Here is a 23,093-nt window from a genome sequence, read left to right as displayed (position 1 = left end):
TTTTTTATTTAAAATTTAAAGCATTGTCAGTATTTATTAATCATAAATACGTTTTATTTGTATTTGCTCTGAAAGTATTGTTATTGCGTACCTATTCGAGAAAAACGCTTATCTTTGTTTACCTTTAAGGCTGTGGTCTGCATGCTCATTACCGACTAAAAAGGAGAAACAAATGAACAATAATAGGGAATTAAGCCTAAATAAGGAGTTTCAGAAAAAAAGTGAGCAAGGTATCAGTTTACTCGAAATACTTATCGTGATGCTGATAGTCTCTATTTTAAGTTATCTATCAATTTCTTCTTATCAACATTTTATTAAGCAACGCCATTTAATACAGAGTGTGCGAGAAACCATAGTTTTTCTTTCTTACCAGCAACAGCAAGCGTTGCTGTTTAATGTCAAAATTAAAATATCACTTCATTTATCGCCCAGTAACAAAATAGTCGCTATTCCTTTTTCTCTACGATACTTACCTGAAAAACAAACGATTTATCAATTAGCCCTAGGTATTCAACTTAAGCAATCAACAGTCTCAAATTTTACGTTTGGTGGAATTCGCCAAACGTTAAAACCTATGAGTTTTGTGCTTAAAAATGAAGAGGATGAAGTGAAAATTATTATTTCATCTTTAGGCAGGATAAGAGCGTGTAGCCAGAATATAAAGGTGTTTTCATCATGTTAAAACGATCTGTATTTTCTTTTTCATCAGGAATGATATTGATGGAATGTCTCTTTGCTATTGCGATAAGTGGGATTTTATTTCTCTGCATCAGCAGAGCTTACCCCCAGATAATAAATACGCTATTCCATTCTTATCAGCAATATCAATTAGATATTTTTTTAAGAGAACGATTATTGGTACTAGAAACGCAATTAAGGCGTACAGGGTATTGTTATGGTGATTGTGTTAATACGTTGAAGGCAGATGGCCTGCAAATATCGCCTTTAAAAATAGGGCAGTATCCTAATCAAGAAAAAAATTCCTGCGTTATTTTTGCTTACGACATAAATAGCAATGGTCGATGGGAGTCACCTTTGTCAAAAGAGAGTGATTATTTTGGATACCGCCTTAAAAAGGGGCAATTAGAGCAATTAAGAGGAGTAAAAGATTGTGCTTCTTCAGGGTGGCAACAATTTTTCGAAAATAACGAGGTTGAGGTAACTGAGTTTATTTTACAGCCTTATGCTAAAACGTATTCTGTGAAAGAAAATCTGTATTTTTATCTTTCTATTTCTTTAAAATTTCATTTAAAACAAAAGCCTGAAATAAAATCACATTATCAAAATATCATCCGTTTAAGGAATGTGACTGCACTATGAATATTTATTTCACTCTCAGGAGCAATGAACAAGGCTTAGCGGGTATATTTGTCGTGATAGGTTTTATTGGCATGAGCTTATCTATGCTTGGAAATTTTTCTTACCATTACAGGCAATCTGAACAAATAGTGATGCAAGAGTTACAAGCAAGACAGGCCTTTTTATTTGCTGAATCTGCACTGCAATGGGGGATAACACAGGATTGGGACCTTTCATCAATACAATTAAACAAATGGCAATGCCGTCCTTTTTATGCTGATCCCAAAATAAAGAGCTGCTTATTTTTAATCTCTGCAGATAAGGCCTTACTTCAAGGTCAAGCAGAAAGCTTACTAGGTTATAAAATATATCATTATCAATGGATTGGTTTTAAAAAAGGAAAAGAGAAAGCTATTGTGTCTGATCCAAATGGATGGCTAGATTATTGCCCATTCGTGCATAAGGAGTGTGTATCATAAAAAAAGGTCAAAATAGATCAGAAAATGGTTCTATCTTACTTAATACAATGTTTGTATTACTATTTTTTAATATTAGTTTTGTCGCTATTATAGGGTATAGTCAATCATTAAAAGCTGATTTTCAGCGGTTAATTCAATTACAGCAAACAGGGCAAGGGATTTTTGTTTTATTTGAAAAATTGCCTGATAAATCACCTTACTATTTTGCTGATAACCAGAAAATAATGATGCATTCTCTTTCATATTCTGAAGGCTGTCAGCAAATGGAAGGTTATGCTGCTAATAATATTTTACCCACGATAAATTTATACTATTGGTCATGCAATCCATAAGATGAGGATCTGATGTTTCATATATATCACTCAAATCAGTTGTCATTATTAAAGTCACTTATGGTGCACTTTATGCAGACCAGACCACTGTATTCTCCCTTTGAACAAGAAGTGATCTTAGTACAAAGCCCTGGCATGTCTCAGTGGTTGCAAATTCAGCTTGCTGAAAGTTTAGGAATTGCAGCAAATATTCGCTATCCATTACCTGCAACATTTATTTGGGAAATGTTTACGCGGGTGCTATCAGGTATACCTAAAGAAAGTGCTTTTTCTAAAGATGCCATGACATGGAAATTAATGGGATTATTGCCTGAATATTTATCCCATGAAGAATTTAAACCGCTACTTCATTATCTTGATGATGATGAAGATAAACGTAAATTACACCAATTAGCAGGGCGTGTTGCCGACTTATTTGACCAATATTTGGTATATCGTTCAGATTGGTTAGCCTCGTGGGAAAAAGATGAATTGATAGAAGGGCTGAGTGAAAATCAGCGTTGGCAGAAAATATTGTGGGTAGCATTACAGCAATACACGAAAGATCTCAATCAGCCTCAATGGCATCGTTCTAATCTTTATCAGCAATTTATTTCGACATTAAATGGTGCAAAAGAAGGAGAACTTCAGCACTGTTTTCCGCCCCGTATCTTTATTTGTGGTATTTCGGCATTACCGCAAGTTTATTTGCAGGCTCTGCAAGCTATCGGGCGTCATACAGAGATCTATTTACTCTTTACCAATCCTTGCCGTTACTATTGGGGTGATATTCAAGATCCTAAATTTCTTGCTCGTCTTAATAGTAGAAAACCTCGCCATTATCAGCAATTACATGAATCACCTTGGTTTAAAGATGAAAAAAACGCTTCTTCGTTATTTAATGAAGAGGGAGAGCAAAATATCGGTAATCCTCTATTAGCCTCATGGGGAAAATTGGGTAAAGATAACCTCTATTTTCTTTCTGAACTTGAGTATACCGATGTATTGGATGCTTTTGTTGATATTCCAAGAGATAATTTACTTCATCAATTGCAAGCAGACATTCTTGATTTAGAAGATTTTTCACAACTAGGTACAACACTTAAAACCTATGAATGTAGTGAAAAAAAACGTATTATTTCACTAGATGATCACTCGTTGACCTTTCATGCAAGCCATAGCCCACAACGCGAAGTGGAAGTATTACAAGATCAATTACTGCATTTGCTTGAGCAAGATCCCGAATTACTACCAAGGGATATAATTGTGATGGTTGCGGATATTGATAATTATACGCCCTATATTCAGGCCGTTTTTGGTAATGCACCTGCTGAACGCTATCTCCCTTTTGCTATTTCTGATAGAAAAGCACGTCAAGCACACCCAGTATTACAAGCCTTTATTACGTTATTAGAACTTCCTCAAAGTCGTTTTACAGCAGAACAAGTATTAGCTTTACTTGAAGTGCCTGCGTTAGCTGGGCATTTTTCTATTTTTGAAAGTGAATTAAAACTGCTACGCCGATGGGTGGATGAATCAGGCATACGTTGGGGATTGGATGATGAAAATGTAGCTTCATTTTTACTTCCTATCACTGGTAAAAATACCTGGGAGTTTGGTTTACTGCGTATGCTGCTTGGTTATGCGATGGAAAGCGACAATGGTCCTTGGAAAGGAGTGCTTCCTTATGATGAATCTAGTGGGTTAGTCGCAGAACTTGCAGGGCATCTTGCTGATTTTCTTTACACATTAAGTGAATGGCGTACACGTTTAAGTGAAACTCGTTCCTTAGAAGCATGGTTAGAGATTGGACAGCAATTAGTTGATGCCTTTTTTGAAGCTGATGAAGAGACTGAGTTAGTTTTAGCGTTGATCACACAACAGTGGCAAAAAGTGATTGAAAATGGATTGAAAGCGCAATATCAAAATGAAATTCCATTAGTGCTTATTCGAGATGAATTAACGGTACGATTTGATGATGAAAAAATCAGTCAGCGCTTTTTGGCGGGAAGCCTAAACTTTTGTACGCTAATGCCTATGCGCTCAATTCCTTTTAAAGCAGTGTGTTTGTTGGGAATGAATGATGGCATTTATCCTCGTAATATTCAGCCATTAGGCTTTGATTTAATGGCAGAAAAACGACGTCGTGGTGACAGGAAACGTCGAGATGATGACCGTTATTTATTCCTTGAGGCACTTAGTTCGGCCGAAAAATATCTTTATATCAGTTATATCGGCAAATCGATACGTGATGATAGAGAATGTAATCCATCAGTCTTAATTAAAGAGTTACAAGACTATATCGGTCAAAATTTCCGTTTACCTGATGATGGAAAACTTAATGTTGATGATAGTGCAACTCTCATTAATCAGCATTTATTAACACAGCATAGTCGTGTTCCTTTTGCTCAAGAAAACTTCCACATTGAGGCTTCCTCTCGTTCTTATGCCTCAGAATGGTTACCAGCTGCCAGTGGGCAAGGGGAGGCTCATCAAGGTTTTACTGAGTCATTAGATGATGATATATCAATAGATAAAGTCTCCGTTGATGCACTTTCTCGTTTTTATCGTCATCCGATCCGTGCATTCTTCCAACAAAGATTAAAAACAAACTTTGTTATCGAAGAGACAGAATTACCCGAAGAAGAGCCTTTTGTGATAAACGCACTTCAACGCTATCTATTAAATCAATGGCTATTGAAAGCATTGATTGATGAAACGTCAACAGGAGCACTCTTTGAACGTATTAAAGCAGCAGGGCAACTTCCAGCAAGTGCATTTGGTCAAATTTATTGGGAACAACAAATAGAAGAGCTACTCCCTTTAGCTGAAAAAGTGAGAAGTGAACGATTAGCGTCGTATTCTGTCACATTAGAGCAAAGTTTTAGTGCGATGCCATTGATTGGACGTTTAAATGAAGTGCAAGCAGATGGCTTATTACGTTGGCGACCTGCGAGTTTAACGGCTAATGATTTATTGCAACTATGGATTGAACATCTGGTTTATTGTTTAAAAGAGGGAACTGGCGAAAGCCGGTTTTATGGCAGAAAAGAGACGCAATGGTGTTTATTGCCAGTTGATCCTGAATTTGCTTATTCGACTTTAGATAATTTAATTCACGATTATAAACAAGGGCTAAATAGCCCATTAGCGTTATTTGCGAAGAGTGGCTGGGCTTGGTTACAAGCTTGCTATGATAAAAAAACACAAGAATTTTTACTTGATGATGAAGAGACACTCGCAAAAGCGGAGTTAGTGCTGCTACAACATTTAACGGATAGCTATAATCGAGATGGCGAAATGAGTGATATGTATGTTCAGCGTGCATTCTCTCAATTAGACGAGCATTTTTTACAAACAGTAAAACAGACGACATTAACGATATTTAAACCAATAATTCCATTTTTAAAAAAATAAGGGAGCTCATATCAGATGAGAAAATACTTATCGCAACTATGGATCATGTTGCTATTGATGCTAGTGAGTATCAACAGTTTTGCTGCTGATCCACTTTGGCAAGTATTGCCAGATAGCATTGAAAAAAGTGAAAGCGATCCTCGGCAATATCAAGCGATTAAATTGCCTAATGATATGACTGTATTACTGGTTTCTGACGAAAAAGCCGTTAAATCATTAACGGCAGTTGCGTTACCTGTTGGCGCATTAGAAGATCCAGATAGTCAGCAAGGACTTGCGCACTATTTAGAACATATGGTGTTAATGGGATCGGCTAAATATCCTCAATCTGGCAGTATGTCAGAGTTCTTACAAAAGAACGGGGGATCTCATAATGCGAGTACCACTACATATCGTACAGCTTTCTACTTAGAAGTAGAAAATAGCGCCATTAATGAAGCGGTCGATCGTCTTGCAGATGCTTTAGCTGAACCTTTACTTGATCCTAAAAATGCCGATCGTGAACGTAATGCAGTTAATGCCGAGTTAACCATGGCGCGTGCGCGTGACGGTATGCGTTTTTGGCAAGTTAGAGCAGAAACCTTAAACCCAGCACATCCAAGTTCTCGCTTTATGGGCGGAAATTTAGAAACGCTGAGTGACAAGCCAAACAGCAAACTTCAAGATGAACTCATCAAGTTCTATCAAACACACTATTCTGGCAACTTAATGAATGGAGTGATTTATAGTAATAAATCACTTGATGAATTATCTAAATTAGCCGCAGAAACCTTTGCTCGTATTCCAAATAAAAAAGCAGATATCCCTGTAACCACAGTGCCTGCGATGACGGATAAAGAAAAAGGGTTAATGATCCATCTAGTACCTGCTTTACCGCAAAAAACCTTACAAATTGAATTCGGTATTGATAATAACGTTGCCGATTTTCGTAGTAAATCTGATGCATATATCGGTTATTTAATCGGTAATCGTAGTTCTGGAACACTTGCAACATGGTTACAAGATCAAGGTTTAGCTGAAAGTATTAGCGCATTTTCAGAGCCGTATATCGATCGTAACCAAGGCTCCTTTACGATTTATGTTGCACTAACAGATAAAGGTTTAGCGCAAAAAGATAAAGTTATCTCAGCCATCTTTTCATATCTTCGTTTAATTGAGTCACAAGGCATTAGTCAGCGCTATTTTGATGAAATTGCGAATGTTTTAGATCTCTCATTTCGTTATGGTTCTATTGTAAGAGATATGAATTACATAGAAGGCATTTCAGATATGATGTTGCGTTATCCAATCAAAAATATCCTGAATGCTGATTATATTGCCGATAATTATGAACCTTCAGCAATTCTTTCTCGCCTAGGATCACTGACGCCAGAAAAAGCACGTATTTGGGTGATAAGTCCTAATGAACCGTCTAATAAACAAGCTTATTTTGTTAATGCACCTTATCAAGTTGATAAAATTACAGCTAAACAATTAGAAACATGGCAGAAGTTGTCGGATGATATTTCATTATCCTTACCGACACTTAACCCATATATTCCTAATAATCTGTCGTTGATTGACGCTGATAGTAAAATCACTAAACCACAATTATTGTGGCAAGATAAAAGTGCTCGCTTGTTCTATATGCCATCACACTATTTTTCTGATGAGCCAAAAGCCAGCGTGACATTAAGTTTAGTAAATAAGAAATCAGACATTACGGTTAAACAGCAAGTTACACAAACCTTAACTGATTATCTTGCTGGTTTAGCACTCAGTGAATTATCTTACCAAGCTTCTGTTGCAGGTATGAATATCTCATCCTCATCAGGACAAGGTATTGATTTTTCAATGAATGGTTATACACAACATTTACCAGAATTAGTTAATGCAACATTAAAAAGCTATATGAGCTTTGAATCAACGCAAGAAGAGCTTGAACAGGCTAAATCTTGGTATCGTGAACAACTTGAAGTAACTCATAACCTAAAAGCGTTTGAAGCAGCTATGCTGCCAGCTCGCCGATTAAATACTATTCCGTATTATGAAGAAGCTGACAAACTCAAAGCATTAGAGTCAATTACACTGCAAGATATTATTGATAACCGCCGTGAAGTGATTAAAAACGCAGCACTTCAAGCACTGGTTGTTGGTAATTTAACGCCAGAGCAAAGCCGTGATATAGCGAAATCTGCACATGAGTTATTAGGTAATCAAGGAACAGAATACTGGATTGGTGAAACATTAGTATTCAATAAATTAGATGCCGTTGAATTTCAAAATAAATCAAACAGTACAGATAATGCTTTAGGCGAACTTTATATCCCTACTGGGTATAGCCGCCTTGAAGGTCAGGCTATTTCTTCTGTGTTAGCTTCAGTTATTAAACCTTGGTTTTATGATCAATTAAGAACAGAAGAGCAACTTGGTTATGCTGTATTTGCTTATCAAGGCACTATGGGTGAACAGTCTGGCCTAGGTTTCTTATTACAAAGTAATGCTAAACCTCCGGTTTACTTAAATGAACGTTATAATGCATTTTATCAGCAAGCCTACGAACGTTTGAAAAAAATGAGTGAGGCTGATTTTAATCAGTATAAGCAAGCAATTATTACTGAAGTTAAACAACCACCTCAAACTTTCTATGAAGAAGTCTCTCTTTATCGAAATGATTTCCATCGTAATAATTTAAAATATGATGGACGAGAGAAATTCTTAGCTGAGCTTAATAAAGTGACGTTAAAACAAGCTATTGAGTTTTATGAAAAAGCAGTAATAAAACCAAATGGTTTTGTGTTTGTTTCTCAAATAATTGGCAAAGATGGTAAAGATGCTGATTACGCGCAAAATAAAAAATGGAAACGTTATACGACAGTCAGTGAATTACAAAAAACGTTACCAGTTGAGGAAATTAAAGAGTGAGTGAAGCGATACAGGCACAGCCATTAAATCCTTATACACTTCCTTTGTACCAAAGGCGCCTTATTGAGGCGTCTGCGGGTACAGGTAAAACCTATACCATTGGATTACTGTATTTGCGATTACTTCTTGGTTTAGGGGGAGATTCTGCGTTTTATCGACCTCTAAGCGTTGAAGAGATCTTGGTTGTGACATTTACAGATGCGGCAACCGATGAATTACGTGCACGTATTCGTAAAAATATCCATGAGCTAAGGCTTGCCTGTATCCGTCATGATGTTGATAGTGGTGACAAAACATACCAAGAATTACTCAAACAAATTCCTAATAAAGAGTTAGCCGCGCAGTGGTTATTAGAAGCTGAGCGTCAAATGGATGAAGCTGCTATTTACACTATTCATGGATTTTGCCAGCGTATGCTGGCAAACAATGCATTTGAGTCAGGTGTATTGTTTGAACAAGTCTTGATCCAAGATGAATATGAGCTGAAAAAACGTGTTTGTGCTGATTTTTGGCGTCGCCACTGTTATCCCCTTTCTTATGATGTTGCTAATGCGGTTAGCCAGATTTGGTCTGGTCCAGAGCAGCTACTTTATGAAATACAGCCTTATTTACAAGGTGAGATGCCAGAAATAGAAGGTGTGGCATTAGACAGCGAAAATGAGTCGGTAAAAGAGCGACATCAAGCTGTTATTGAAGCCATTAATAAGGTGAAAGCGCGTTGGAATGAACATCATCATGAAGTTGAAGCGTGGATAACGGCCTCAGGAGTGGATAAACGAAGTTATAGTAGCCGTTTTTTACCTAAATGGATTGAAGAAATCACGTTATGGGCCGCAACGCTTGAAACAAAAAGCTATCAGTTACCTGATTGCTTGGTTCGTTTTTCTCAAGAAATTTTAAATGAAAAAGCGACCAAAGGCCCTGCTCCTGAGCATATTCTTTTTGTTGAAATTGAGAGTCTAACAAAACAAAGCTTAACACTGCGTGATGTTATTTTAGTGAATGCTATCCCCGAAATACGCCAAGGTATTGAAAATGAAAAAATGCGTCGGGGTGAAATGGGATTTGATGATCTCTTAACACGCTTAGATAGAGCATTAAAACGTGAAGGGGGAGAAGCATTAGCACAGGCTATTCGTGAGCGTTATCCCGTTGCAATGATTGATGAATTTCAAGATACCGATCCTCAACAATACCGTATTTTTGATGCTATTTATGGTGAGCATCAAAACAGTGGGTTACTTTTTATCGGTGATCCTAAACAGGCAATTTATGCTTTCCGTGGTGCTGATATTTTTACTTATATTCAAGCGCGAAAACAAACAACACACCATTACACTTTAAATACTAACTGGCGTTCTGCTCCGGGAATGGTGAATGCGGTTAATAAACTTTTTATGCGTTCTAGTGCTCCGTTTTTATTTGAGCATATCCCTTTTATTGAGGTGAGTTCTGCTGAAAAAAACCAAGATATGGCTTTTATTTACCATGGTAAATCGATCTCACCTTTTAACTTTTGGCTTGCTGAAGGTGAAAGCCTATCAACGGGAAATTATGAGCAAATTATGGCAACGCAATGTGCAGCTCAAATTCGTGATTGGTTATCAGTAGGCGATCAACAGCAAGCATGGCTCCTAGAGCAAGGTGAAAAAAAATCACTGACATCGGCTGATATTATGGTGCTGGTTCGTAGTCGTAGAGAAGCATTACTTATTCGTGATGCACTAAACTTACTCTCTATACAATCTGTATTCTTATCAAACCGTGAAAGTGTATTTGAAACGAATGAAGCTAAAGATTTGCTTTGGTTACTGCAAGCAGTTGTAACGCCAGAGAAAGAGCGTGTTTTAAGAGCCTCTTTAGCTAGTCGGTTATTTGGTTTTAGTGCAAGAGAAATTGATAGCCTAAATCGTGATGAACAACGCTGGAATAGTTATGTAGAGAAATTTGCTGACTACTATGTATTATGGCAAAAACGTGGCGTTTTACCGATGTTGCGTAAGATTATGATGGATAATCAGATTGCCGAGGATCTACTTGCCAGTATTGATGGTGAAAGGAGACTCACTGATATCATGCATATTGGCGAATTATTGCAGGAAACCTCGTTACAGCTTGATAGTGAACATGCGCTTATTCGTTGGTTAGCACAACAAATTTCTCATCCTGATGCGCAATCAGAAAGCCAACAAATGCGTTTGGAAAGTGACCGAAATCTTGTGCGAATTTGTACTATTCATAAATCCAAAGGCCTTGAATATCCTATTGTCTGCTTACCTTTTGCTTGTAACTATCAAGAGCAAAAAGGGGCGCTTTATCATGACAGAGAAAAATTTTACGCTAAGTTAGATATTTTTAGCAGGCCTGAAAGCTTGCGTTTAGCGGATGAAGAACGTTTAGCAGAAGATTTACGCCTACTTTATGTAGCATTAACTCGTTCTAAATTTTGTTGTTATGTGGGCGCTGCGCCATTGGTGAAAGGGAATAAACGTAAATCGGGACTGACTGATCTTCATAAAAATGCTTTAGGGTATTTATTACAGCAAGGTGAAGAAGGGAATAGCGAATTATTACATCAATCAATCCATGCATTACTCGATGAAAATATTAGTGTGATCACGCTCGATGAAGTTTCAGCACAACGTTACCAACCTCAGTTAGTCAATGAGGCAAAATTAGAGGCTGCAGTATTTAAACGTAAAATCCATGATAATTGGCGTATAACCAGTTATTCAGGACTAACTTATCAACATTCAAATCGCGGATACCATTTCGATTTGGGCGATATTGAGGCTTTAGTGCAATCTATTGCTCCTGGATTGGATACTGATGCCAAAGGTGAGAAACAACGAGAAGAAACCGATGAAAATTCGATTCATCATTTTCCTCGTGGTGCGGTTGCGGGAACATTCTTACATGGCTTGCTTGAAGTCTTAGATTTTTCTCAACCCATTGATGAACAATGGATGCAAGAGCAATTAACGGCTCAAGGATTTGATGAAAAGTGGGCGCCATTATTAGTAACATGGATGGAAACACTGTTTTATACCCCTCTTAATGATGATGGATTATGCCTTGCTGATATCCCTAAAACACAACAACTTGATGAGTTACAATTTTATTTGCCAATTGAACAAGAAATAACATCATCTCAGTTGACTCAATTAATAAGTCAGTTTGATCCCTTATCAAAACGTTGTGCTGCTTTACAATTCCAGCAAGTAGAAGGCATGTTAAAAGGTTTTATTGACTTAGTGTTTTGCTGGGAAGGGAAATACTATGTGGTGGATTACAAATCAAATTGGTTAGGTGAATCGAGTGAAGATTACACTCAAGAAGCGATGGTCAATGCAATGATAGATCACCGTTACGATTTGCAGTACCAACTCTATACATTAGCATTACATCGTTTTTTACAGCAACGCATTCCAGATTATGATTATAAAAGCCATTTTGGGGGAATTTATTATCTTTTCTTACGTGGTATAGATAAAGCACACCCTGGAAATGGAGTTTATGCTTATTTACCTGATGAGGCGTTTGTTTTGGCGCTAGATGCGTTATTTACAGGTAAAAGTATGAAAAGTAGCACTCCTGATGTAGTCGATGAGAAATAAAAATGATCAAACTATTAGAACAAGCGATTACACAAAATGTATTACGACCGTTAGATCTTCGATTTGCACAAATGCTGGTGGAAGATGAAAATCCGATTTTACTGTTTATCTTTGCTTATTTAAGCGCTCAAACAGGAGCTGGGCATGTTTGTTTGCCATTAAATATTATCAAAGAAAATCAATTGTTTGATGGTAGGCAAGACGAACTTTCTCGCGCTATTTGGCAAAGAATGGGAGAGCCTTCTACTGATCAAATAATTGAAGCGTTAATACATAGTCATTGTGTTAATCAAGGTGGTGATAATTCTCCATCACCTATCATTTTAGATAATGGACTTCTTTATCTGCAAAGAATGTGGAGCTATGAAGAAAAAGTGGCTCAATTTTTTAGGCAAGAACATCCGGTGGTTGATATTGATGAAAATGCATTAATTAAAGCACTCAATCAGCTTTTTCCAACAGCAAAAGAAAATAAAGAAACTAATTGGCAGAAAGTAGCTGCCAGTGTTGCTATCACTAGCCCTATCTCTATTATCTCTGGCGGCCCAGGAACAGGAAAAACCACAACGGTGGCAAAAATCTTGGCTGCTTTTGTGATGCTTACTTCGAATGAGAAACCCATTATTCAATTAGCAGCACCAACTGGAAAAGCTGCTGCCCGATTAACTGAATCCCTAGGTAAAGCACTTGCTCAACTTGCTTTAAGTGAAGAAGAAAATAAGTGGATGCCAAAGCAAGCACAAACTATTCATCGTTTGTTAGGGGCTCAGCCGGAAAGCCAGCAAGTGCGTTACCATAAAGATAATCCATTACAACTTGATATTTTAGTGGTTGATGAAGCGTCAATGGTTGATTTACCTATGATGGCTCGCTTAATTGATGCACTCCCACAGCAATGCCACGTTATTTTCTTGGGAGATAAAGACCAACTCGCTTCTGTTGAGGCTGGAGCTGTATTAGGGGATATTTGCCGTTTTGCGGATGATGGTTTGAGCCAAAAGCGATTTGATAAAATTGATTATTTAACACAAGGTGAGTTATCAAAATCTGCAGATATTATCTCTGTTTCTAACACACCCGTTTCAGTTGTTAGTGATTCACTTTGCCTATTACGAAAAAGCTATCGATTTGGCTCGAATTCAGGAATTGGTCAACTTGCTTTTGCTGTAAACCAAGGACAGACCAAAACAGCACTGACATTGCTGAAGAAGGCAGTAATTACGCCTCAACAAATTGAAATGGCACTAGATACTCAAGATGTGAATTTTATCCCATTAGAGAGTGATGAAAACTACTTACTGATGATACAAGATGCAGCACAAGCCTATCGCCAGTATCTCTCATTGATAGCAGAAAAAGCCACTCCTGATGCGATCCTTAACGCATTTAACCAGTATCGTTTATTGTGTGCATTAAGAGAAGGGCCATTTGGTGTAAGTGGGTTAAATGATCGAATTGAAATGCTATTGCACCGTCAACGATTAATTCGTCGCCCTACAAATAGCTATCAGAGTGACTACATTGGACGTCCGATTATGATCCAGAGAAATGATAGTACACTTGGGCTGTTTAATGGTGATATTGGTATTATGCTCAATAATGATGAAGGCGAAATGAAAGCCTTTTTCCAATTGCCAGATGGTACCTTAAAAGCCATTCAACCTAGCCGGTTACCTCAACACGAAACGGCGTATGTTATGACAGTGCATAAATCACAGGGATCTGAATTTACACATACAGCATTAGTATTACCTGAAAAATTTTCGCCAGTGGTCAGCCGTGAATTACTGTACACCGCCTTAACTCGCGCTAAACAAAAACTTTCTCTTTATGCCTGCGAATATATGGTGAAAATGGCTATTCAAACACGTATTCAGCGTCGAAGTGGTTTAGTCGATAAGTTACGTTACTAATCTCTATCAGATAAGACAAAAACAATAAAAGACAGATATTGAGAGGGATACCTGTCTTTTTGTTTATATTTGATAGTTACTCTTTATGTAAATCTAAAATCAAAATTTTGGAGCGACGCTGATAATTGTAGAGCGCCTGCTTTTCAATGGGTAATTTATCAATTTCAGCAGGTTCAAATCCTTTTTCTTGAAACCAGTGAATACTGCGCGTTGTTAAAACAAATAGTTTTTCTAATCCTAATTGCTTAGCATGGGCAGAAATTCGTTGTAGTAATACCTCACCACGACAAGAGCTACGATAATCAGGATGAACAGCAACACAAGCCATTTCACCAATTTTTTCTGATTGATAAGGGTAAAGAGCAGCACAGGCTATAGTCATATTATCGCGTTCAATAATGGTGAATTGATCTATCTCCATTTCTAATTGTTCTCTTGAACGTCTGACTAAAATACCTTGCTGCTCTAATGGGCGAATAAGTTCGAGTATGCCACCAATATCATTGATATTGGCTCTACGAACTTTTTCTGCACTTTCCATCACGATTTGAGTTCCTATACCATCGCGAGAGAATAGCTCTTGAATAAGCGCACCATCAGATTGATAACTTAATAGGTGACTGCGCTCTACGCCTCGGCGACAGGCTTTAACGGCACCTCGCAAAAATCTGACTGTACCTGAGTGGTAATCGCCTTCGGTTTGTAGCTCTTGGATTTTATCTTCGGCTTGATTAGGTAGTAATTCAGAGACAATGTGTCCATCTTCATCGACAACACCCTGGAAAGAGCAAAAACCAATAATTTTTTGCGCTTTAAGTTTTATAGCAAGTTGTGTCGCTACTTCTTCAGATGTGAGATTAAAGCTTTCACCAGTAACAGACACTGCAACAGGGCCAATTAATACGATGGCGTTACTGTCTAATTGACGGTGAATAGCTTCTTCATCAATACGACGAATTTTTCCGCTATGACAATAATCCACGCCATCATCAACTCCCAAGGGTTGTGCAATGACAAAGTTGCCACTAACGACATTAATATGCGCACCTTGTAATGGTGTATTACTTAAACTCATTGATAAACGTGCAGTGATGTCGAGCTGTAATGTACCCGCTGCTTGTTTAACAATTTCTAAGGTTTTACTATCAGTAATACGAGTATATTTATGATAAATTGGTGAAACTTTTTGTACTTCAAGTGCCATATCAATTTGTGGTCTTGCGCCATAAACAACCACTAAACGGATACCTAAACTGTGTAGTAATCCAATATCGTTAATGATAGATGGAAAATTTTCATGTGCGATAGCTTCGCCACCCAACATAATGACAAATGTTTTGCCTCTATGTGCATTAATATACGGAACCGAGTGGCGGAATCCATCGACCAATTCGGTGCTACGCTCTTTCATAAAACCCTCTCAAGTGAATTTTTATTCGCATTTAATGTATTTTTATTCTTTTTGATGAGGAATGGCAAGTAAAATCCTATCTTATTGTTTTGCATGAGGGCAGAATATTCGTGTAAATGTGAGTAATTGTGCTGTTTTTAAGTGACAGTAGAGTGTGGATTGGGTAAAGTTTTTCGTTCTTAACTTTTTTTATCTCTTTTTAGAGTTTATTGACGTTAATCGTTTTTTTGGAATATTTTCATGAGTCATTCTGAGCACAATCAAACTCGTCGTCGTCTTATTAAAGGAATTGGCGCGTTATTATTGTTAAGTGTTAGTCCTGTTGGCTTTGCTGCGACAGCATCTATTGTTGCTGTCAGGGTTTGGCCAGCCTCGACTTATACTCGCGTGACTATAGAATCAAAAACACCACTGAAATATCGTCAGTTTGCATTATCAAACCCAGAACGTATTGTGGTGGATTTAGAAGGTATTCAGCTTAATAGCGTATTAAAGGGTATGGCTAATCAAGTTCAGACTAGCGATCCTTATTTAAAGTTGATCCGTGTTGGTCAAAATACGCCTAAAACAGTGCGATTAGTTTTTGAAGTAAAAACACCAGTACAACCACAAATGTTTACTCTAAAACCTGTTGCGGAATTTAAAAACCGTTTGGTGTTAGATTTCTACCCAAGCCATGGTGCAAATGCTGAAGATGATCCACTCTTAGCACTGTTACGTGAATATAATGATGGTGATTTACAACAAGCGGTACCAGCCCAAACAGACACCCGAAAACCGGGTAGGGCAGGGAGAGACAGACCTATCATTATCATGATCGATCCTGGGCATGGTGGGGAGGATCCTGGTGCCATTGGAAAATACAAAACACGTGAAAAAGATGTGGTATTACAAATTGCACGTCGCTTAAGAACATTAATTGATAAAGACGCCAAAATGAAGGCGTATATGACACGTAATGAAGATGTGTTTATTCCATTAACGGTGCGTGTTGCTAAAGCACGAAAAATGCAAGCTGACTTGTTTGTTTCTATTCATGCTGATGCATTTACGAATCGTTCTGCCAGAGGTTCATCTGTTTTTGCGTTATCAAAAACAGGGGCGACCAGTAATACTGCACGCTATCTTGCACAAACACAAAATGAGTCTGATTTAATCGGTGGTGTGAGCAAAAGTGGTGACCGTTATGTTGATCATGCGATGCTTGATCTTGTACAAACGGCAACTATCAATGACAGTTTAAAATTTGGTAGTGAAGTGCTTAAGTTGTTGGGAGGGATTAATAAACTACATAAGAATAAAGTTGATCAGGCAGGGTTTGCGGTATTAAAAGCCCCTGAGATCCCCTCTATTTTAGTAGAGACTGCCTTTATCAGTAATATCGAAGAAGAGAAGAAACTGAAAACGGCTAAATTCCAGCAACAAATTGCAGAATCTATTTTTAAAGGGATCAAAGCTTATTTCGCTAATGGCGGTGAATTAACCTTAGCTGACCGTAGCTAATCTCTTCCTATACCCTTTTTTATATTCCAGTAGAAAGCTAAGATCATGTGTTTTCTATTGGAATTTCTATTGTATTTTCAGCACAATAAATTTATCCAATACGTTATTGAAATAAAAGAAAATTGATGTAGTAAATCTATGATTGATAAGATCAGCTTTTTGAATTAAAAGAGAAAGTAAAAATGAGAGGAAATCTTGAAGAAAAATTGGTTGCGGGAGCTGGATTTGAACCAACGACCTTCGGGTTATGAGCCCGACGAGCTACCATGCTGCTCCATCCCGCGACTGAATTGTTATTTATAGAATTGGTTGCGGGAGCTGGATTTGAACCAACGACCTTCGGGTTATGAGCCCGACGAGCTACCATGCTGCTCCATCCCGCGACTGATACTATAAACTTACTGCTTTGTGAATTGGTTGCGGGGGCCAGATTTGAACTGACGACCTTCGGGTTATGAGCCCGACGAGCTACCAAGCTGCTCCACCCCGCGTCTCCACAGAGGGGCACTATACTCAGGATCTGCTGAGTTGCAAGTTTTTTATGAAATTTTTATCGTTTTCTTTTAAAAACGGTCAGAAATAATACATGAGGATGCAATTTTAGGCAGTTATACTCGTGGTGCTTAAAGTTGTAGGAGCTGACTATACTCATTGGAGTCACATCGTTTATCTATGTTTCTCTCTCTATTTCCACTTGTTGTGACTTAATGTTTAAAAGTCATATTGATTAGGGGATAATAGAAAACCTTAACTATCAGTATATCCATATTCATATCTTTATTGATTTGGCTTTGGTATCTTTTTAATTCAAAATCAACACTCAAATTTAGTCATTAAGCGGGCAAAAAATGATTACTTGGCGAAAATCGTTAATTTTAGGTATGTTAGCGCTTGCCTTGACAGGATGTCATCGTCCTACAGAGCAAGGTCAGCAATATAAAGATGGGAAACTTAAACAAGACTTGATCGAAGTCAGCTCGCCAAATACACAAGGTACACCGATTAATGGCCCAGATTATCTGCAACAAGTTAATCAGATAAATCAAACATCATCTCGTTTGTATAATAGTAACAAAGAGACTTATCAAGCAGTTGAAAACTGGCTACGTTCAGGGGCTGATACTCGCCAATTACGTCAATTTAATCTTTCCGCCTTTCAAATGGAAGGTGTTGATAACTATGGTAATGTTCAGTTTACAGGTTATTATACGCCAGTCCTTGAAGCTCGTTTAACACGACAAGGTGAATTCCAATATCCTCTTTATAAAATGCCCGCCAATAGTCGCTCGAAACTTCCTTCACGTGCAGCTATCTATAATGGTGCATTAAGCCAATCTTTAATTGCGGCTTACAGTAATTCCATTATGGATAATTTTATGATGGAAGTTCAGGGAAGTGGTTACGTTGATTTTGGTGATGGAAAACCACTTACCTTTTTCGGTTATTCAGGGAAAAATGGGCATGCTTATCGAAGCATAGGTAAAGTGCTAATCGACAATGGTGAAGTAGAAAGAAAAGATATGTCGATGCTTGCTATCAGAGAATGGGCTGATAAACATAGCGACACTGAAGTGAGAAAATTATTAGAAGAAAATCCTTCATTTGTTTTTTTTAAACCTGAGCCTTTTACACCAGTAAGAGGAGCAAGTGCTATTCCATTAATTGCACTTGCATCAGTGGCTTCTGATAGAAGTATTATTCCTGCGGGAACTGTATTACTGGCTGAAATTCCTGTGCTTGATAATTCAGGTAAGTTTACAGGCGAATATCAAATGCGTTTGATGGTGGCATTAGATGTAGGTGGCGCAATTAAAGGGCATCATTTCGATATTTATCATGGGATTGGTAAAGATGCAGGTCATATGGCAGGTTTTTATAATCATTATGGACGTGTTTGGGTATTAAAAAAATCACAACTTAACTTGCTAAATCCTTCGTCATAAAACGATTTACTATTTATCAGATTATTATTAACGGTAAAATCAGGCAAACGACATGGCTATTGATATTAATAGCCATGATTATTTCTGTTATTTAGGTTGTTATCGCATTATGCAAAATTCATTATCAGATTCATATTTACAACGCTTTTCTGGAATAGGACGACTTTATGGGCAAAAAGCGTTGTCTTATTTTGCTCAGGCTCATATTTGTGTCGTGGGTATAGGTGGAGTAGGCAGTTGGGCTGCGGAAGCGCTGGCACGCAGTGGTATTGGTTCTATCACCTTAATTGATATGGATGATGTTTGTGTAACTAATACAAATAGGCAAATACATGCATTAAAAGAAAATGTGGGTCAGCCTAAATGTGACGTTATGAAACAGCGTATTTTAGAAATCAACCCAGAATGTAATGTCACTAGTATTGATGATTTTGTCACGGTTGATAATGTCGCTGAGATGATGAATAACGATTTTGATTATGTGATTGATGCGATTGATAGTGTTAGACCAAAAGCTGCGTTATTAGCCTATTGTCGCCGTTATAAAATTCCTGTGATCACAACGGGAGGGGCTGGTGGGCAAATTGATCCAACCCAAATCCAAGTGGTTGATTTAGCAAAAACAATTCAAGATCCTTTAGCAGCTAAATTAAGAGAACGTTTAAAATCTGATTTTAATGTTGTAAAAAATAGCAAAGGTAAGTTAGGTATAGACTGTGTTTTTTCTACTGAACAACTGGTTTATCCACAAGGTGATGGTACAGTTTGCGCAGCGAAAAGTACTGCTGACGGTGTAAAGCGAATGGATTGTTCTGCAGGATTTGGCGCAGTAACGATGGTAACCGCTTCTTTTGGTTTTATTGCGGTGTCTCATGCGTTGAAGAAGATGTTAGCGAAGGCTCAACGTACTTGTCATATTTCAAGTTGAAGCGTTGTTGACGGCGTTCATTCGCACTAGTCACATACTTATGTATGTGACTAGCGACTCATTCCTTTGTCGCCTAGCTGTGACTTGAATTATTTAAAGTATCAAACTTAATACTGGGATGTGAGTGATTTTAGCCGTGCGATAATTGCATTAACTCCGTCTGTACGAGATTGGCTAATCTGATTAGCCAATCCTAATTGATCGAAAATCGCTAATATATCGATATCAGCTATTTCTTGTGCCGTTTTATTTTCAACTATAGTTAAGATAATCGTCAGTAAGCCTTTTACAATACGACCATCACTATCGCCATAAACATGGTATTTGCCGTTATTATTTAACTCGACACCAAGCCACACTCTATTTTCACAACCCTTGATCTCTTTTTCTGTAGTTTTTAATGCATCAGGTAATGTGGGCAATTTTCGTGAGAGCTGAATTAATTGACGATATTTATCTTCCCATGCTTTTGATTTTTGAAAATCATTAAGCAATACCTCTAAGGTAATTTCATGACCAAAAGGGTGTTGCGTGGTGAGATGATGTGTGTTGTTCATTATGATTATTCGTCTTTTAAGAGTGTTAAAGCAAAATTAATGGCATTAATAAAAGCATCAATATCAGCACGTTGATTATAAGGCATAAAAGAAATACGTAAACAGCCTGAAATATTTAATGAATCAATAAGAGGCTGTGCACAATGTTGTCCTGTACGTAATGCTATGCCTTTCTCTGTGATTAATGTTGCTAAATCACTATGGTGGATACCTGCAAAATTAAAAGAGATGACGGATGAGTTTGGTGCGCGATAGCTGATAAATCCATCTAACTCACGTAGGCGCCTTTCAGCTTCATCAGCAAGCTCCAATGTATATTGGTTAGCCTGAGACATATCTTGTGTTTCTAGCCATGCTAATGTTGCTGAGAAAGCGATAACACCCGCAACATTAGGTGTTCCGGCTTCAAAACAGTGAGGAATAGCGGCAGGTGTAAAACTATTAAAGGTTGCATTTGTTAGCATTTTCCCCCCCCCATGCCAAGGTGCCATCTCGTCTAAAAGCTCACGTTTACCATAACAAATACCTAATCCATTAGGGCCATAAAGCTTGTGCGCGGAGAAAACATAAAAATCAATATCAAGTGCGCTCACATCCGTTGAGTGGTGTGCGATACCTTGTGCACCATCAACAACCAATAAGCAATTATGATATTGGTGAACACATTGAGACACTTTATCTAATGCGATTTGAGCACCTGTTACATTCGACATTTGGCTAATTGCCACAATACGAGTTCGCTCACTGATCAAGCGATTTAGATCCTCAATTGAAGGCAAAAAATCATCTTCAATAGCCCAAGGGATCACCTGTGCACCTGTTTGTTCTGCTAGGATCAACCAAGGTATAAGGTTGGCATGATGTTCTTGCTCACTCACTATTATTTCATCACCTGCTTGTAAACGTGGGCGAAAATAGCCTTGAGCAATCAAGTTGAGTGATTCTGTGGTGCCTTTTGTCCAAATAATAGTATCACTATCAGCACTATTAATTAATTTGGCAACTTGTTGACGAGTCGCTTCAAACTGTTGTGTGGTTTCTTTAGCGTGTTGATATTGGCTACGATGAACCGTTGCAAAATTGTGGCGATAAAAATTATCTGAGGCTTCTATCATCGCAAGAGGCTTTAATGCCGTAGCTGCGCTATCAAGATAAACTGTGTTTGCTTCAAGAGCAGGAAATTGTTGTCGAAATAATTCAGGGGAAAATACGTTCATAATTATGCTGTGTTAGTAGATGAATAACGTTTCGTAATTTGTAGTAAAAATAGGGCGTATAGATTATACGGTTAATTATATTTATTTATAATGAAAAACTAAGAACATCCGTTTATAGCATGATAGTGCGCCCATAATAACACAACAAAGATGGCGAAAGTTCACTCAATAAAAAATCACAGATAGCAGATTTATTATGTGTTTTTTCTTTAATTTAATCATTTTAAAGAGAATATGATGCATTTTTCAGAACATTGACAATAAATTTATTGTAAAGAAAAGATGAAAACATCAAAAGTGAGTGTATAGAAGATGAAAAGTTAGATAAAAATAGGGAATAAAAAAAGCACCGCCTTGGCGGTGCACTATAAAATCACTATGGACAGACAGGGTAAATGTACAGGAAGTGAAAAAAAACAGTAGCATCAGCTACTAAGTCTGGAATTTCCAGACAACTTGCAAACACAACATCACAACCACAAAGCCAAAAGTTTTGCAGTATTACTACTACACAACTTTTCGTTCCGGCTTAGGAAGTGCGCTTACTATAGGTATTTACTGGCTAATCATCAAGGGACAAATTATAATGCTTCGCATAAAAAAAACTAATGATGAAAGTTAGGGTCTACTAATAGCCAAAATAGGGGTTTAAGAGCCGAATATGTCTAAACGTTTACCACCATTAAATGCGCTTAGGGTTTTTGATTCAGCTGCACGTCATTTAAGTTTTACTAAAGCTGCTGAAGAATTATTTGTGACACAAGCAGCAGTGAGCCATCAAATTAAAACACTAGAAGAATTCCTTGGGCTAAAATTATTTAGAAGACGTAATCGCTCGCTTTTATTGACTGAAGAAGGGCAAAGTTATTATCTCGATATCAAGGAAATTTTTTCATCAATTAACGAGGCAACTCGCAAATTATTAGCGAGAAGCGCGAAAGGTGCACTGACTGTTAGCCTTTCTCCAAGTTTTGCGATTCAATGGCTTGTACCTAGGTTATCTGGATTTAATCAAGCTTATCCGGGGATTGATGTACGAATTCAGGCTGTTGATAGAGAAGAGGATAAGCTTGCTGATGACGTTGATGTGGCAATTTTTTATGGTCGAGGAAACTGGACAGGGCTACGAACAGACCGTCTTTATGCTGAATATTTAATTCCTGTTTGTGCGCCATCTTTACTTACAGGTGAAAAACCACTAAAAACCCCATCAGATCTGATTTATCATACGCTACTACATGATACATCTCGTCGAGACTGGCAAGCTTATGTTCGCCAATTAGAGATACAAAATCAGATCAATGTGCAGCAAGGCCCCATTTTTAGTCATAGTTCAATGGTGATCCAGGCCGCTGTACATGGGCAAGGTGTTGCATTAGTTAATAATGTCATGGCACGTAGTGAAATAGAATCAGGTCGGCTAGTTAGACCTTTTCCAGATGTCCTTGTCAGTAAAAATGCATTTTATTTAGTTTGCCAAGATAGTCAGGCTGAATTGGGTAAAATTGCGGCTTTTCGCCAATGGATTTTATCACAAGCAGCGAATGAACAAGAAAAGCTGGGTTTACTGACATCATCTTAATATTATGATTGG

At 37.7% G+C, this 23,093-nt stretch carries 15 protein-coding genes and 3 tRNA genes; 12 read left to right on the top strand and 6 right to left on the bottom strand.

The window, feature by feature from the left end:
* Window positions 1-172 precede the first annotated feature (172 nt).
* From GWI68_RS03395 to recD, 8 genes are read left to right on the top strand one after another with little or no spacing between them, the layout of a single operon-like run.
* Entirely contained in the window at window positions 173-682 is a 510-nt protein-coding gene (locus GWI68_RS03395; protein WP_166539385.1) for a prepilin-type N-terminal cleavage/methylation domain-containing protein, read from the top strand.
* Window positions 676-1,320 carry a prepilin peptidase-dependent protein gene (locus GWI68_RS03390; protein WP_166539384.1) on the top strand — a complete coding sequence of 215 codons (645 nt, stop codon included), beginning with the start codon at window positions 676-678 and terminating at the stop codon, window positions 1,318-1,320. The genes GWI68_RS03395 and GWI68_RS03390 overlap by 7 nt, the downstream gene beginning before the upstream one ends.
* Window positions 1,317-1,778 (top strand): DUF2509 family protein, encoded by a 462-nt coding sequence (locus GWI68_RS03385; RefSeq protein WP_166539383.1) that lies wholly within the window; start codon window positions 1,317-1,319, stop codon window positions 1,776-1,778. The genes GWI68_RS03390 and GWI68_RS03385 overlap by 4 nt, the downstream gene beginning before the upstream one ends.
* A complete protein-coding gene (locus GWI68_RS03380; RefSeq protein WP_244179698.1) occupies window positions 1,766-2,110 on the top strand; it encodes a hypothetical protein in 345 nt (114 codons plus the stop codon). The genes GWI68_RS03385 and GWI68_RS03380 overlap by 13 nt, the downstream gene beginning before the upstream one ends.
* A 12-nt stretch (window positions 2,111-2,122) precedes the next feature.
* Window positions 2,123-5,506: an exodeoxyribonuclease V subunit gamma gene (gene recC / locus GWI68_RS03375; protein ID WP_166539382.1), complete on the top strand. Its 3,384-nt coding sequence runs from the start codon at window positions 2,123-2,125 to the stop codon at window positions 5,504-5,506.
* A 15-nt stretch (window positions 5,507-5,521) separates the two neighbouring features.
* Window positions 5,522-8,410: a pitrilysin gene (gene ptrA, locus GWI68_RS03370; RefSeq protein WP_166539381.1), complete on the top strand. Its 2,889-nt coding sequence runs from the start codon at window positions 5,522-5,524 to the stop codon at window positions 8,408-8,410.
* Window positions 8,407-12,027, top strand: a complete 3,621-nt coding sequence (gene recB / locus GWI68_RS03365) for an exodeoxyribonuclease V subunit beta (protein WP_166539380.1) — start codon at window positions 8,407-8,409, stop codon at window positions 12,025-12,027. Before ptrA ends, recB begins: the two co-directional genes overlap by 4 nt.
* A gap of 2 nt (window positions 12,028-12,029) precedes the next feature.
* On the top strand, window positions 12,030-13,940 hold the full coding sequence (gene recD, locus GWI68_RS03360) for an exodeoxyribonuclease V subunit alpha (protein WP_166539379.1): 1,911 nt from the start codon (window positions 12,030-12,032) through the stop codon (window positions 13,938-13,940).
* Window positions 13,941-14,016: 76 nt separating this feature from the next.
* Here the strand turns inward: recD and argA are convergent, their stop codons facing one another.
* Window positions 14,017-15,351: an amino-acid N-acetyltransferase gene (gene argA, locus GWI68_RS03355; RefSeq protein ID WP_109409081.1), complete on the bottom strand. Its 1,335-nt coding sequence runs from the start codon at window positions 15,349-15,351 to the stop codon at window positions 14,017-14,019.
* Window positions 15,352-15,591: 240 nt separating this feature from the next.
* On the opposite strand from argA, the gene amiC reads away from it, so the two are divergent.
* Window positions 15,592-16,854: an N-acetylmuramoyl-L-alanine amidase AmiC gene (gene amiC, locus GWI68_RS03350; protein WP_166539378.1), complete on the top strand. Its 1,263-nt coding sequence runs from the start codon at window positions 15,592-15,594 to the stop codon at window positions 16,852-16,854.
* 207 nt (window positions 16,855-17,061) lie between these two features.
* Here the strand turns inward: amiC and GWI68_RS03345 are convergent.
* The 3 genes from GWI68_RS03345 to GWI68_RS03335 all read right to left on the bottom strand — a co-directional run bounded on the left by GWI68_RS03345 (window position 17,062) and on the right by GWI68_RS03335 (window position 17,345).
* Window positions 17,062-17,138: transfer RNA gene (locus tag GWI68_RS03345), tRNA-Met, on the bottom strand.
* A gap of 22 nt (window positions 17,139-17,160) precedes the next feature.
* Window positions 17,161-17,237 (bottom strand) — tRNA-Met (locus GWI68_RS03340).
* Between the two features lie 31 nt (window positions 17,238-17,268).
* A tRNA-Met gene (locus GWI68_RS03335) sits at window positions 17,269-17,345 on the bottom strand.
* Between the two features lie 357 nt (window positions 17,346-17,702).
* Here GWI68_RS03335 and mltA point away from each other — a divergent pair.
* Both mltA and tcdA read left to right on the top strand, forming a co-directional pair.
* On the top strand, window positions 17,703-18,797 hold the full coding sequence (gene mltA, locus GWI68_RS03330; RefSeq protein ID WP_166539377.1) for a murein transglycosylase A: 1,095 nt from the start codon (window positions 17,703-17,705) through the stop codon (window positions 18,795-18,797).
* A gap of 109 nt (window positions 18,798-18,906) precedes the next feature.
* Window positions 18,907-19,725, top strand: a complete 819-nt coding sequence (gene tcdA, locus GWI68_RS03325; RefSeq protein WP_109409175.1) for a tRNA cyclic N6-threonylcarbamoyladenosine(37) synthase TcdA — start codon at window positions 18,907-18,909, stop codon at window positions 19,723-19,725.
* Between the two features lie 107 nt (window positions 19,726-19,832).
* On the opposite strand, the gene csdE is transcribed toward tcdA, so the two are convergent.
* Together csdE and csdA are read right to left on the bottom strand one after the other, a co-directional pair.
* On the bottom strand, window positions 19,833-20,282 hold the full coding sequence (gene csdE, locus GWI68_RS03320) for a cysteine desulfurase sulfur acceptor subunit CsdE (protein ID WP_166539376.1): 450 nt from the start codon (window positions 20,280-20,282) through the stop codon (window positions 19,833-19,835).
* A gap of 5 nt (window positions 20,283-20,287) precedes the next feature.
* The gene (gene csdA / locus GWI68_RS03315; protein ID WP_166539375.1) at window positions 20,288-21,499 is read right to left on the bottom strand and encodes a cysteine desulfurase CsdA; all 1,212 of its coding nucleotides are present in this window, start codon (window positions 21,497-21,499) and stop codon (window positions 20,288-20,290) included.
* Between the two features lie 661 nt (window positions 21,500-22,160).
* On the opposite strand from csdA, the gene GWI68_RS03310 reads away from it, so the two are divergent.
* The gene (locus GWI68_RS03310) at window positions 22,161-23,081 is read left to right on the top strand and encodes a transcriptional regulator GcvA (protein ID WP_023582728.1); all 921 of its coding nucleotides are present in this window, start codon (window positions 22,161-22,163) and stop codon (window positions 23,079-23,081) included.
* Window positions 23,082-23,093: the final 12 nt, after the last annotated feature.

The sequence above is a fragment of the Proteus sp. G2669 genome, assembly GCF_009915245.1.
Lineage (GTDB): Bacteria > Pseudomonadota > Gammaproteobacteria > Enterobacterales > Enterobacteriaceae > Proteus.
Note: the sequence above shows the minus strand (reverse complement) of the source record. Positions and strands in the feature narration are given on the sequence as shown.